At 55.0% G+C, this 15108-nt stretch carries 7 protein-coding genes; 2 read left to right on the top strand and 5 right to left on the bottom strand.

The genetic code is table 11. The annotated features are described in order from the left end of the window. Positions 1-419 precede the first annotated feature (419 nt). On the top strand, positions 420-1625 hold the full coding sequence (locus AC1Z3W_RS37390; RefSeq protein ID WP_124618186.1) for an IS110-like element ISBma3 family transposase: 1206 nt from the start codon (positions 420-422) through the stop codon (positions 1623-1625). 819 nt (positions 1626-2444) lie between these two features. Continuing rightward, on the top strand, positions 2445-5030 hold the full coding sequence (locus tag AC1Z3W_RS37385; RefSeq protein WP_483509544.1) for a DNA phosphorothioation-associated putative methyltransferase: 2586 nt from the start codon (positions 2445-2447) through the stop codon (positions 5028-5030). 273 nt (positions 5031-5303) lie between these two features. Here the strand turns inward: AC1Z3W_RS37385 and AC1Z3W_RS37380 are convergent, their stop codons facing one another. Genes AC1Z3W_RS37380 through AC1Z3W_RS37360 form a run of 5 tightly spaced genes read right to left on the bottom strand, consistent with a single transcriptional unit; the run spans position 5304 to position 15071 of the window. Next, positions 5304-7535: a hypothetical protein gene (locus AC1Z3W_RS37380; RefSeq protein WP_483509542.1), complete on the bottom strand. Its 2232-nt coding sequence runs from the start codon at positions 7533-7535 to the stop codon at positions 5304-5306. Then, a complete protein-coding gene (locus AC1Z3W_RS37375; RefSeq protein ID WP_483509540.1) occupies positions 7525-9906 on the bottom strand; it encodes an ATP-binding protein in 2382 nt (793 codons plus the stop codon). The genes AC1Z3W_RS37380 and AC1Z3W_RS37375 overlap by 11 nt, the downstream gene beginning before the upstream one ends. 9 nt (positions 9907-9915) lie before the next feature. Beyond that, positions 9916-10743, bottom strand: a complete 828-nt coding sequence (locus AC1Z3W_RS37370; protein ID WP_483509538.1) for a phosphoadenosine phosphosulfate reductase domain-containing protein — start codon at positions 10741-10743, stop codon at positions 9916-9918. After that, the gene (locus tag AC1Z3W_RS37365) at positions 10730-14176 is read right to left on the bottom strand and encodes a hypothetical protein (protein WP_483509536.1); all 3447 of its coding nucleotides are present in this window, start codon (positions 14174-14176) and stop codon (positions 10730-10732) included. Before AC1Z3W_RS37365 ends, AC1Z3W_RS37370 begins: the two co-directional genes overlap by 14 nt. Next, positions 14169-15071: a DUF4007 family protein gene (locus AC1Z3W_RS37360; RefSeq protein WP_483509534.1), complete on the bottom strand. Its 903-nt coding sequence runs from the start codon at positions 15069-15071 to the stop codon at positions 14169-14171. The genes AC1Z3W_RS37365 and AC1Z3W_RS37360 overlap by 8 nt, the downstream gene beginning before the upstream one ends. Positions 15072-15108 lie beyond the last annotated feature (37 nt).

Raw genomic sequence — 15108 nt, 5'->3', positions numbered from 1 at the left:
GTCCCAGACGGATACTGCAACTGCGCATATCGCCCTTTTAAAATGCCCCCAAAAAAGGGCGTCGCGCGCGCCAATTTAAAATCAAAAATCATTTCCATATCCAAACTCATCTTGTGATTGAGCCTCTTCCCGGAGATTCCGGCGTTGCGATCCGAGCCGACCAAGCAACATCCAAGTGCCGCGACCGCCCCCGTTACTATCTTCACGCCCCGATAATTGGGGCTTTGGCCAGCCAGGCCCGGCATGATTCTCGCCCCCAGTCGCAGTCATGATCCGGGGGGTGTTGTCACCGGGCCTGGTGGGTGGCTGGTGATCGCTGATAGGGGTTTGGCCGGGATATCCCGACGCCGTCCGTAACGTGGATGCCGAGACTTGCCACCGTTGTTGCAGGCCAATCCGTTCACTCTGCATAAACTTCGATGCAAGACACTCAACAACGTGACGCCGTCGATATCTTTGTCGGCGTCGATGTCGGTAAAGGCCACCATCACGCCGTGGCACTCGATCGGAACGGTAAGCGCCTGTACAACAAGGCTCTACCCAACGACGAGGCCAAGCTGCGCGCCCTCATCGCCGAACTCAAGACTCACGGTCGACTGCTGTTCGTCGTCGATCAGCCTTCCACCATCGGCGCGCTTCCTGTAGCCGTCGCCCGCGCTGAAGGCGTACTCGTCGCCTATCTGCCCGGACTGGCCATGCGCCGCATCGCTGATTTGCACGCTGGCGAAGCCAAGACCGACGCCCGCGACGCCGCGATCATCGCCGAAGCCGCTCGTTCGATGCCGCATACGCTGCGCTCGCTTCGCCTGGCCGACGAGCAGCTCGCCGAACTCACCATGCTCTGCGGCTTCGATGACGACCTCGCCGCTCAGGTCACGCAAACCAGCAACCGCATTCGCGGCCTGCTTACTCAGATCCATCCAGCGCTCGAGCGTGTTCTCGGACCGCGCCTTGACCATCCGGCGGTACTCGATCTGCTTGAGCGCTATCCGTCGCCCGCCGCGCTTGCCGGCACCAGCGAGAAAACGCTCGCCAATCGCCTGACCAAGCTCGCTCCTCGCATGGGCAAAGGCTTAGCGGCCGAGATCGTTCAGGCACTGAGCGAACAAGCCGTGACCGTGCCCGGCACGCAAGCCGCTACCATCGTCATGCCCCGTTTAGCCCAACAGCTTGCGGCCTTGCGTCAGCAACGCGACGAGGTCGCTGCCGAAGTTGAGCGACTGGTGCTTGCTCACCCTCTTTGGCCGGTCCTGACCAGCATGCCGGGAGTCGGCGTCAGGACTGCCGCCAGACTCCTGACCGAAGTTGCCCACAAAGCCTTCGCCTCGGCTGCACACCTAGCAGCCTACGCAGGCCTCGCGCCAGTCACCCGACGCTCAGGCTCGTCGATCCGTGGCGAGCACCCATCCAGACGGGGCAACAAGGTGCTCAAGCGCGCCTTGTTCCTATCCGCCTTCGCGGCCTTACGGGACCCAGTCTCACGGGCCTATTACTCGCGCAAGATCCAGCAAGGCAAGCGTCATAACCAAGCGCTCATCGCGCTCGCACGGCGACGCTGCGACGTTCTGTTCGCCATGCTGCGTGACGGCACCATTTACCAACCCAAGTCAGCCCTTAACGCTTGACGAAGGACATAGGGGCACCCCCCTTTGCCGGCTCATCGCGACCGGATTCAGCATGGCTGAGCAACACCATAGCGGACTTTCGATTGAATGGCTCGACGACTCGCTTCCTGAGCTTAGTATCGTCAAGGGTGCAAGGCGTACGGTATGCGTTTATCCTGATGAGCGCTGTGTGAATGCACATATCCCCAAATGACCGCGCCGAATCTTTGAAAACGCTTTCTGAACTCTTAGAGCCTGATGGGAATCTGGCGATAACACTGTGTCTTGGCACTCCAGATCCTGAGCAAATCATGTTTCCTGTCTCGAGCCGCGAACTAGTGCTGCAAGCAGCTGAGCCAGGGCTTAGACCATGTTACGTCGGTCGTCCATCGTGCGATTCGTTGCATCGTGGCGGTGTTCTATGGGTGAAGGTAGTGCTCTCCCGCGCTCGATAGCCTACGAATCGGTACCCCGCTTCTGCAAAACCACTTCGGCTCGCGCGGCGCTCGCGTAGGTGTGACTCCATACAACTATGCCACGAAGGGATGTTTGCCCAGCAGTGTTACGGCAAGGCCAGGGCCGACGAACCTGACCAACGGCATATTGCCAGCACGGCAATTCGGGCTACGAACACGTCCTGCGTTTCATCGCGCGCACCGAACCACGCGTCAGCGTAGATTTTTCTGGCTTACTCGCTCGACTATGCACACGACTTTGCGGTCAATCGACCGTCCTGCATAGCAAATGTTGCGTCCGACTCGGCAATGATGCTGCTGTTTCCACACCTCTCGCGATAACCGGACTATCCTTCTTGTTCATTACGTCGCCGCGAGACAGACCATGCATTCTCTAGGTAAAAGGGTAGCCGACGAATTTTACGTTCATCTATCCGCGCTAACAGAAGTAGAAGACGAGGCAGCTAGATCTGGAATTCAAGCTGCACTCGATTCAATGCCACTCGAAGTTGACGAGGCACCAAACGTTGCCAAATACAACCTTAGAACCGGCCGTGTAGCGCTTCTTTCCTATCCGCAGTTTTTCGAGGATCCATTTCCATCGCTCAGTTCTTCGTGGGTTTTTCCGAAGGGCAGCGCCGCTCCAACGTCAGTCCGCAATTATGCCGAATCTCTCAACCCACCAATATTGCATAGAAAAGAGTTACTTGTAGGAAAACAGCACCCTCAATTTGCAGCATGGGCTGAGCTTACAGCATCCGCAGAAGCCATCGGATTGTTCGACGACACCACGACCATAGGCTTCTTGCTGAATTGGAGGCGACTGCTGCAACGCAAAGGATTCAGGGTGGTGGATAACTCGCTTATACCAGTAGGAAACAACGTATCTATCGAGGAAAGCCAAGACGAGCCAACCGAGATTACAAGCATCCAACGACACCTTACTGCACTCGCTCGCACAAACCTTTCTGCCCCCGTTCAGCTCCTCCAAAGGCACGGATTGATCGAGTCAGGGCAGAGTTTTTTCGACTATGGCTGCGGTCGGAAAGGCGATGTGGAGGCATTGAATAGCTTGGGAATAGCCGCGTCCGGATGGGATCCTCACTACCTTCCTAATGCCCCACTTAAAGAAGCGGACGTGGTCAACCTGGGCTTTGTGATTAATGTCATAGAGGATCCCGCGGAACGCATTGAGGCGCTAACTCGAGCCTTCTCATTAGCGAAGGTCGTTCTTTGCGTGAGCGTAATGCTTTACTCGAGTGCTGCCACCGGTCGTCCGTACGGAGACGGCCTACTCACTTCGCGCAACACGTTCCAGAAGTACTTCACACAGAGCGAGTTTCGGGATTATCTCGAGCAGGCTCTTGGTCGTGAAGCGTTCATGGTCGGTCCCGGAATTGCGTTTTTGTTCGCAACACATGAAGGAGAACAACGCTTCGCATCGACCCGTTACAGGCGCCGCGGCGTGGCACGAACCCTCGTCGAAATCCAGCGCGTGCGCTTGAGACGTGCCAGCATCGCACCATCTACTGCCGATCGACAGTCACGTGCTGAAAAACGTCTCACGGAGAACAGGGCGTTGTTGTCTTCGCTATGGACTACGGCATTGGATCTTGGCCGCATTCCCGAACCGGATGAAGTTCTGGAGTTGTCGGACATCGCCGAAAAGTTCGGAACCTTCAATAGAGCGATCCGGGAGCTTAAAGCGCATTTCGATCTCGAGCTACTAGCATCTGCGACCCGCATCCGCGCCGATGACCTTCGTCTGGCGCTTGCCATTCAGCAATTTGGAAGACGACCGCCTTATGCTCAACTTGAAAAGCGGCTCCAGCGTGATATAAAAGCCTTCTTCGGAAGCTACACGGCGGCACGGGAAGCCGGCTTCCGTTTATTGCTGGACGCAGCCGATCCCGCGCAGATCCTCCAAGCGTGCCAGCAGGCGTCGTCTAAAGGGATCGGATATCTGGATGGGACTAGCTCCCTTCAGTTGCATTTATCACTCGTCGATCGGCTGCCCGCGATACTGCGGGCATACGTCGCGTGCGGACTGCGATTATGGGACGCGCTCAGCGAAGTTCAATTAATTAAGATTCACATCGGCTCAAGTAAACTCAGCCTGATGGAATTCGATGATTTCGATAGCGCTCCGCTGCCGCAGCTGAAACGCCGCATAAAGATCAACCTACGCAAACTTGACTATGACGTCTTCGAGTATGGCAGCACGGAGTATCCTGCTCCGTTGCTCTATCAGAAGAGCCGCTATCTCCATGAAGAGCATCCCGGTTACGCAGAACAGACTGCATTTGATGATTCCCTTGAAGGCATAGGAATTCCGGGCGATGGGACGTTCGGGCCGAGCGCAGAGTCACTCCGGGCGACACTTGAAGATCGTCGGCTAAGTATTGATGGCTTTCATCTAGCTCGAAGCAGGTCGATTCCCGATCTAGATGCAATGTGCGGCACTCATCTGACGTATCGCTCGCTGATCGAGTGTGGAGAGACGCAACAAAGGCTCGGCCTGAAGAATCTTCCGCTAAACCCCGAGACCTACAACGCATTGCACGATCTTGCGGCCAAGTTGCTTGATCCCATAATCGAGTATTACGGGCCTATTCGGCTAACTTATGGTTTTGCTTCCTCGCCCCTCACCAAACACATTCATTCCAGAATTGCCCCCAAACTAGATCAGCATGCCAGTTGCGAAGGTAACGCGACCGGCAAACCGATCTGTGACCGAAAAGGAGCCGCATGTGACTTCCTCGTAGAAGACGAAGACATGCTTGAAGTCGCACAGTGGGTGATCGATCAACTTCCCTTCGATAGGCTCTACTACTACGGTCGCAATCGCCCTTTACATATTAGTTATGCCGATGATCCCGCTGGCCTAGCTTATGCGATGACACCAGCTAAAAATGGAAGATTGGTACCGCGCCTCATGAAGAGCCCCGATCAATTCGGCGATCACAGATAACGTCGACGGCGAACAAGGTAAGCCCGCCTCCGCGGTAAGCGATTGGCTCAGAGCCATTGACCTGAGCCAATACGAATTCCTCGCCTGCGGCGGCGGTTTGAGCTGCTCGGTGCGTTCGAGCCAGTGTCAGCACATCTGCGCTTCGTTTACTCCGTGACGATGTTCAGCGAATTCTATCCGTGTAGAACGGCAAGGCTCTAGCTCGCCGTTCTGCTACGGTGCAAAGCACACCTGCTCGGGAGTCCGACTACTATGCCTGAATCACGGGCTCGCTCATTTATGTGTCTGATCACTGTGCGCATTCGCCACCGCCTCCCAGCGAAAGATAACTAACGACTCTTGCTTTTCGCCTACCGACTTTCCATGCTCAATCTCAGCATAAGGGGAAGCACAGCTCGAGCCTCGAACGAGTGCCACAAGCTTACCGTCTGCATCCTTCCACCGGTCCGCAAAGGGGAAAGCCGTGATGTCGAGTACTCCGTCCTTTCCTGGCTTTGGCACCTTCTGCTCAAAAGCCCTAAGACAATCACGGGCCTCATCAGACAGTATCTTCTCCATGGCGCCTTTCCGTTTTGCCGGTAATTTGGCATTACCCGCAAGCCAGGTCTTCACCGCAGCCAACGCATTTTGCACGCTCGGGTCCGACAGCATGAAAGTCGTCACCTTTTTGTCTTTGACCTCAACATCCGACAAGGCAGCAGCGTCGGGTTGGATATCCGAATATATCTCGTGCCACAACACACCGTCGGACACGAAGCATTTTACGCCGTGTGGCACCAGCGCGCTTGGCGGCCTCTGCGTCCCGACACGACTCAGATCGGCGGTGACCGCTCGTTGAAGCTGAAGTGCATATAGCGGGCGCAAACGTCCCTCAAGCACGTACGGACATTTTTGAGGGTCCATAATTTTTTCTACATCTGTGTAATCCCAAATGTGAAGCTTCTTCTTATTCCATTCGATTGTAATGTGACGACCTGTACCTCGAGGATGCTCCATCACGGTCAACGGAAAACCATCCTTTGCGACAAGCGGTGACCCCGATGTTAGAGGCTTGACGTCGCCCTCGCAAAGCAAGATGCTTCGTCCTTTCAATGCATTCGGCCTCGCCAGATCACATGCCGGCGTAATAATCGCAAACGCTCTGCTTGGTTCGGCCTTATTTACCGACTGAGCCTCGAAAAAGATGTCTCCAGTGAAAAAATAACCCTGCGACGGACCGTTGTTCATTTGGTCCTCGGCCAGCAACATCGCTTTGGAATGCAACATGTTTGCCGAATAAAGCCGCGTTGCGGCGGGAGACCAACCGAAGCGCACCCGAGGGAGCTTCTCAAGCTCCAGGGTATTTAGCTCCCGCGCCAAACTCCACACCTGCTCCTGCCCCTCTACTTCATGCGCCAAGAACTCAAGAAGCATTTCGACAACGTACGGGCCTAATTTAACCTTTTCGATCGCCGTAGTGTTCTTGAACAAAACAAAATAATCGGCGAGATCGAGCGCCCGCAACTCACGCATCACATTGTCTGCGGCTCTTTGCACCGCCACATTCACCTGCTCCATGCTCTCTCTGAGCTTGGCCAATTGCGGCATGGTGTCCGTATAGCGGGTCAATATCCTCGAAAGCTCATCTCCATCCACGAAGATCGATTTGTCGATATCCTCGAACTCCGACTGGAACAGATCGACCTCTCGTCGGAAGCTCTCTCGATTCAATCCAAGAGCACCTGGGCGAGATGACATGAGAAAAACAAACGGCTTCGACGCCTTGTGTACTGCTTTCAGGGTTCGAAACGCACCCACTGCGTCTTCGTGGTTCACATCAGCAGAACCCTCCCTCAATCGCAAGTCCACGAAGAACAGCTGCGGGATTTCCGAGCCTTGCGGATTATATTCAGCACCGAATCGCTGGCATTTAACGCCGCTGCTCTCGAGTAACGATGTAAGCGGTAGCAATTGGGAAAGCTTGCCCTCTCTGTCTCTCTCAAACGACTCAAACAAAATCTGTGCCGTCTTCGCTGGTAGTCCGGATCGATACTTAAATATCGTTTCGACCGAAACCACATCCTGGAGCTTAACCCTCACACCATCCTTGTCAATGCGGTCCAGCGCAAGCATTCGGCAAATGGAGGCGACGTCACTCTCATCCAACCGATCGACGGCGCGATGCGCCTGCTCCTCAGTCAGTCCGCATCTCGGAATTTCAGCAAAATCGATACCATTTAACAATTCAGACAAAATCCCGACGGTTGAAACCGACACCCCGTCCTTAAACCGATAGAGCTTCTGAACGTCTTCTACGCGTTGAAGGCAAGGCCTGACCTCATCCTCACTACCGTCCGGCAACCCAAACACTTGGCAAATTGCATTTAGACCTTCGTCATCCAAGCACTCGAGGACGTGCTGTGCTTGTTCCGGCGTCAGTGCATAGGTTGGAATTTCATCGAATGCGTCGTCGACGATATGTGCGCAAGCGATGCCCCTCTGCGCCAGGAGCTCCTTAAGGCTCATCTGGTCCCTCTTTGAGTTGTAACTGAAACGAATTGAATCGGTTTGTTTGGAACTTGCCTAAATTGACAAGTTCCAGAGTACCGCCAAGCGACTCGGCATTCTGCCGTGCAATGTAAAGACCTAGCCCACGTCGCCGTGAATTCGAACCTGATTTCGTCGAAAAGAATGGCTCGAATACAGAGTCTCTTCGACTCACCGGAATCCCAGGCCCATTGTCACAGTAGACGATTCGTGTCGGATGACTGAGGATTTCCACCTGAATTCCTGGGAAAAATGATGGATGCTCTTTGCGCTCGAGATCAAGCCAATAGACCGAATTGTTTATGAGATTTTCAAGGATCTGGACAACATGCCCCTCTACTACAAACGCGATGGCTTCCAAATCAGAGCTCTCGCTGAGCACATAATTGATTTTATGGCGTTCGAACTGCGCTCCGTGCCCCTCAAACACATATTTGACAATTTCGGCAAGACGCATCCTGGATCGCCTTGTCCGGGCCGAAATCGCGAGGGGTTCCAGCGACTGCAACCTCTTTTGAATTACCTTTATCTGTTGCCCGAGGGTGCGAAGCGCTGCAGCGGCATCCGTTCCGATATTGCGCCCTCCCAATTCCTTCAAGGTTGACTGCGTCAACTCTGTCGCACGCGTGAGTTCATGGGCAACGACCTCCACCATAAGCCCAACTCCCGCCAATTGCGTCAACCGTTCCTTCTCTTCTTCGATCGCTGAGATACGCTGGACAGCTCTCTGGTGAGCCTCCTTGATTTCCAGAAATGCGTCTTTCACCTCACGCAAAAGCTGCGCTTCGCCGTTGTATTCCTTTCGAATTTCCCTCAGTGACTGCGTGGCCCTCGCTTCCAGCAATGAAACCGCGGAGCTCTCTTCGCCAGAATCAAAAGAAAGAGATTCAGACCGCTTCTGCGCATGCGACGCCTCATTGAGGTAGTCGTGCCACCAATGCGACACCAATTCCCGCAACAAACTAATCAAAACTTCCTTTTCTGGTGTCTCGACGAGTCCTTGCCGATTCGTTTGATCAAGCAAACGCGGATTGGATAGTCGGCCAATACTCACTCGACCAATGATTTGCTTGGTATTAAGCTTATATCCACTCGAAGCCAGCGCTGTAAGATCAAGCCCAAGCCAGTCATCGCCCGGATCGCCATACGGTAGCACTCGATACCCGTCGCGAAACAAACATACGCCTGCCCAGGTTTTTACTAACTGACGGACCGTTTCCCTGTCCCCCACACCCGGCAGAGCACGCAAACGCTGCCGGTTGAACCAATACATTTCAAACGAAAATGGCCCAAGTGTCCGGAACACTGATATCGGCTGACCTGACTCCCGCAGCCCCATCATGGACATCAAATCCACAAGGTCAAATCGAATTTCGGTTGGGTCGCCGCCGTAAAACGCTGACTCGATACGGGCGGTCAAAACGGGCCGTCCGCCGTCGACGCTGAACTCCCCGACGCATTTCCCATGCGCCTGCTGCAGTAGTTCCTGCACCACCGCTCGTACTGGTTGGACGGGGACGCCATTGAGGCTCAGGCGAATCTGGAATCGCCGTCCAGACCACGAGAATGGGTCGGTCATTCGAGCAATTTGCTCAGTGGCAATTTGCTTCAGACGTGCGAGCGACCAGCTAGACCGAAGATCGCATATCGTAATACGAGTGAACGATTCTTCGCCCCCCTTAGGTCTACCCGGTCGGGGTTTAATCTGGATGGAGCTGGCGTCCGCATCGTCGGCTTCTTCGAATTTTTTCCAATCGATCTCGAGCACGCTCGTCTCGTTCTCATCGGCTGTCACTGTCTCGATGTGCACTTTCCAGCCCAATCTCATCACCGACAGCCGGCCCACGCCTTTTTCGCCGAGGAAAGGGGGCCGTTCCTCGCCCGCCGCCAGCGCTTGTCTTACCGCCTTCGCCCGATTGACCGTGCCTATCGTAAGGTAAATGTCCTTCAGGTCTCGCCGGCTCATACCGTGGCCAGTGTCACTGACGACGATCCGATTGCATTTTCGATAGGCTTGGTGAGCTGCCTCCTTCAAAGTTCGTTTGGAACGAGCTTCACCAACGGCGGTGATAAATATATCCTTAAGCTCTTGGCTACTCTCCGGATTTATTCGAGAAAGAAGCGCCTCCTTGACCGCTTCAAGAGACACGCCTTCATCGTCCTCTTCTAGAAGGCTGATCGCGGCCACGAAATCAGATTGACGAATTACAATGTCAAATTCAACGTCTACGCCGTTTCTCGATCTGGCATCAATGGCATTTTTTATCAGTTCGTAGAGTGCAACCGCGTCAGACGAGATTAGCTCGGAGCCAAGATGTAGAATGGTTCGCGCCGTGATCAGAAATGACATGCCACGGCCTTATAGTTGGCAAACCAAGCAACCCTGATCGTCATCCTCGTCAGGCTCCTCTGCCACTTCCGCACTGGCAAACACCTCCATTAACGTCGCGTTTTCTCGGCGTTTAGCCTGCCGCTCGATTCGGATCACGTGTTCGCGCTTGATCTGCTCCATGCGCTCTGGCTTTTCCAGCTCTTCCAGGCTTTCACCTTGACTCCAGGTGAAAAAATTTCCAGTTTTTTCGTAAGGCCGCTCGTATTCCTTAGCCTTCGCATACAGGTCAGGATAGGTTTCTTTCAAGCGCACCCACTCAATCTTTTGCTGGTAAAAGCAGAAATAACAGCCTGATCGCGTTCGTCCCCATTTCGTGTAAGGAGGCATCCCTACACCCGATGTGCGAAGGATTCCTTCGATATCCCGGAGCACCAACCCGTCCTCCTTGAATGGATAGACCGCTTTGATGTTTCCTTTGTGACTGATATAACCACTGCGGTCTTCGTCGGCACGTAGTCCGACGTAGTTGATGACCTCGTCATCACCACAATACTGCTCAAACGGCTTCAACTTCAGAGCGCGGGTACACCAACGCCGATGGTTCGAGGGAATCATTCCCCCGTACATGTGATACCAGTGATCAAATCCCAAGTCCGCATTGAGCCTCACGACCTCCTTGCCCAGATAGCTAGAGATACGGTCCAGATACTCGTAAGTTTCCCGAAGTTCTTTTTTTGTGTCGCTAAAGATGTACTCCATCTCCGGTACCCGGTCCCGCATGTAAATCGCGAGTGCGGCGCTGTCCTTGCCCCCCGAAAGGCTCAGAATATGTCTAACTCGCTTATTGTCGTCCATGCCTTTCCTCCTGTGCGTCCGTCTGCATCGCTTCAATCTGACATTGCAGAAGCGCCTGTCCAAGTGTGGATACCATCAGTTCGCGATTGACAGAGGTCACCCGCCCAAGTTGAGCGAGCAGATCATTCGCCATCTTCTTGGTCCGATCGTCTGCCACAACAAACACTGCCGACTCACTGCCGTTCGGCATGGTCATCGTGAGAGAAACAAAGCGCTCGCCTATGGCCGGATGCCGGACACGGTGATTCACAACCCGAACCCAGCGCTTGTACTGCGCACACAGCTCGATCACCGCAGATTCGAACTGTCCGAGTGTGCTATCCGTCCATACATCCAACGTGCGGTGAACGACGAGACTCGCGACGGAATCAAGCCACCGCTCGTCGGATAAAGTCGGATCAGCGCATCTGAGGACAAATGCCTTCAGATGAGCCTCTGCCAAGTCGGTGGCCGCATCGCGACATTCTTTTTGTAACTGGGATCGGACTCGACTGAGGGTGCCTGCAATCTCAAATGACGAGCTAAGGACGTTCGAGACGTCGTCCTGAAGACGACGTTGAATTGATCCGATTTCTCCTAGTACTGCGGATAGCCACTCTTTAAAGGTGCCTTGTGACTTTGAGTCTCTGTGTGCTTTGGGTATGGCTCTCGTCAAGAGATCGATCGGGTCTCTCGAACGGTGCAGTTGTGTCCGAAGCAAACTGGCGTCCTTGCCCAATCGACCGGTTTCATGCGCAAACTGAGGAAGTCGCGCAAGCCATCGATAAATAGCACGCGTCACCTCAAACTGTGTCAGCAGCCCGTCGACAGGGCATCCTACCGTCGCCAACGCGGCCCGGTAATCGTTGAGGAGCTGCTGGTTGTCGTCGGTCGCAGCAAGCTCACGCAATTCGAAGACGCCGGGGTTCTTGTACAACCGCTGAAGGTGCTCTGCGGTCAATTCAAGTACTAGGCTTCCCCGTTCGAAGACGGCACAGCTACTCCGCTGAACTAGCAGATAGATCGCGATCCAGATACCAGCCGGTGCAGCCCGAACCCCGTAAGGAGGGGCTGAGAGCTTATCAAGCAGCGCCGCCACGGTGACTCCAGTTCCCGCCTGCAACGCCTCGCCGATGGCATTCCATATCGGCTGCAGCTGGACGAGCGCGGTATTGGTCGGAGCCTCCAGAAACCAGCGGCCACCGGTCTCCTGCCAGATTCCCGTGTCGCGCAGCAAAGTCTGGTGAATGAGTCGCTCAGGAGGATATTCGGTCTCTCCACAAATAGGCTTTGTGTTATCGCTGCCCATCAGCACATCAAACATGCGCTGCCGCGCGAGAACGATAGCCGACGCTGGACGATCTTTGTTAACGAGCTCGTTAACGATGCGGGGAGTCTGAGAGAATTCCTTGTCAAAAAGCCAGGAGGCGAGTTGACTTAGGTTCATTTCCGAAGCACCGTCGACTGCTGCCCCGCGGTACCAATACTGGATTTTGGGGCGCTTCGCCGCTTGCGCGAACTGCGCCGCCAATACCCGATCGACCTGCTCCCGAATCGCCGTCAGCTGACGCTCGACATATTGAGTAGCCCAAGGGTCGAGGTGGGTCACCCGAAGCCGCTCCTGCACGGATAGCCACATTGCGTACTCCACAAATGCGGTACGACTTTCAGAATCAAGAACGAAGCACGCGTGGAGAATGAGCGCGTCATCTTCCCGTTTAAAGCGCTCTTGGCAAGCTTTGATCTCACGTCCATTCGACGTGGCGAGCAGAAGTTTCAGCCATCCGTCAGGAGAAACCTCGTCGTTACTGTTTTTTGGCGACGTCGGCCAAGATTCGGCCGTACCGACCAACACTCCCATGGTCCGCAACGTGCCCGTCTTGTCATAGTGTCTGTGAGCCACGACCGGTCTGCTGGCAATGGCAGACGACAGCGCGCGAACCAGCAATTTACCCTCGTCGTCCCGAGCAGCCTCTTCCATCAGGGCGTCGATGTTGGCCACCTCCGCGACGGCGATGCTGTATTCTTTTTCATCGCGCCGAGCCAGCAACACGCCGCGGCTGACGAGGTCATCCAGCGCTTCGTCGACGGCGCGGGAGTCGAGATGATCAAGTGCGTACCGGGCGAGCGCAGCGGTAATCGGGATACGCAATCCGCTTTGCACCAGATCCAGAACTGCGACAACCTTCAGAACGATGGACGTAACCTTTTTGGGATCTTCTCTTTCGACGCACGTAGTAGCAAACGCCCAGCGGCGCTCAGCATTGCGCTCCCGAAAGCGCAAGGCATAGCCGGAAGCAAAGTGGTCGTAAAGAGTATCAAGGCGATACCAGTTTTCAGCATCGACAGCGTTCGACTCTGCATAATGCCGGAGCGCAAACGGCTCATCGCCGCGTAGAAAAGCGTGGAATGAACGCTCGCTCTGGCCAAGCCTTTTGGACACAATTCCAAGCGCTGCGATAACTGCTGGATGCAGGGGATACAGTCTTTCGGGCTCGGCGAACAAGTCGGCATCAGACTCGTATTGTGAGCGGAGGATCCCCAGCTCCAATGAGCCCTTAAATAACGAATCGGCAGCCTTGCGGATATGTGAATTTTGCGTCACCGACTCCCGCACATTCAATACATTCGCAGCAAAGTGCGCGTATCGCTCCACAGGTTCGTCAAAAGGAATTTCCTCAAATCGGGACGCGACTTTCTCCCAATCATCAGAAAGCGACTTGCCGACGTTATCTGCATAGCTGGTCAGGTGCTGGTGAAGGAAAGCAACAACCGAAATCCGTCCGTCCCCGTGACCACTGGCCCGCTCCGCGAGCTGTTGCAAGGCCATGAGATCGCCTTCCTCTGGCTTTAGCGCGGCATGCTCGACGAACTTTCCGAGTTCATCGATCAAAAGGACCACCCCGGCGAAGCCCGCTTCGCCAGCGGCGTCGGCGAAATCTGTCGACATCGTAGCGACAGCCGCGTTCAGCGGCACACCGTTGTAGGTCCCTGACTGCTCATCAAGGCGCTTGCGAAAGGTTGTACCTGCGCTGGACTCCGACCAACTATCAACGACATTCCGCAAAGCACGAGCCAACGCCGCTCCGAGCGACACTCGAGAGCCCGCGAGCGATATCGGATATCGACTGGACTTCTGGAAGAGTTCGTACGTCCCCTTCGACGCTTTACGAAGTTTCTCTGCGATTCCGGGAAAATGAACCTCCCCTGCAAAAAGCTGTCCGATCGCCACGCCTAGCGCCGACTTACCGCTTCCGTAAGGGCCTACGATCTTCCATGCTCGTTGCGGTGAGCCATCGCGAAGTGCCCGTCCGAGTTGCTCCAATGCGCCGACCGCCGTTGGCGTAACCATGTATTGATCGAGAGATCGTGGTTCATACAGGTCGCGCTCTAGCGAGATGGAGCGAACGCCACCGTTGCCAATGTCGATGGCGTCGAGAATTCGTTTAGACATTTGCTACCTCTAAATTGGCAAAACGTAGTTCGACAGGTACACGTGCTAGATCGAGAACAAGTGTCTGTGTGTCGGCCGTGTCGTGAAACTTCAACGCGCGCCGCAATAGGCCTGATTGAGCCGAGTCCAAATGTTGGCGCAAGCTCCCTTCGTCCAGTTTGAAGACGATACCAGGCGAAAATTCGGCCCGCAAAACATCGACAAGCGACACAGTGCGCTGACTTCCGCCCCGTTGATCGATATAGTGAACAAGCGCCATAGCAAAAGCGCGCTCCGTGAGTCCTATCGGGGACCGGCTGGCAACGCTGAAGAGGACCGGACCATTCTCACTGCTGGAAGCGCTCACCAGTCCTAGGTCTTGCAGCGGACACCACGACGTATCGTCGAGTCCGCGCTTTTCCTGGTAATAGGTCTGCAAGAAAATGCCCCCATGCTGCTCAAGAGTTGAAGCCGCAAGCGCACGGGCATTCTCCGCGCCCCGCTGGGCGAGCCGCTCGACAAGGAGCTTTCGGTCAAATCGCTGCAAGCGACCAACTCCAAACACCTCACACCAAGCCGCCAGGCGCGCTTGTGTCGACAGCCACCAGTGAATAAGCCACAAGGACTCTAAGGTCTCGAGATAAGGATCCCATCCGTCATCCCCCAGCAGCTTGAGGCCTAGTGGTCCAGCCGCGTGTCCGCCACCGGTTTTAGGGACGATGACACCGGTACACTCCCCCCAAAACTGAATGGATTTCACCATGTTTCGCCCGATGCCAAGGGCATGCATCGCACGCATTTCATCGCGAAGGATTTGATGATCTTCCTCAACGGCACGGAAAACCTTTGGTAACCAGCCATATCGGCAGACAAACGATTCGTGACCGGAAAAGCGCTCTTCAGTACGCCCGCTCATACCTATACTCCATTTTGTTGCTTCGCCGCGTCCGCCG

Source organism: Burkholderia sp. 10_S31, from assembly GCF_056930375.1.
Note: the sequence above shows the minus strand (reverse complement) of the source record. Positions and strands in the feature narration are given on the sequence as shown.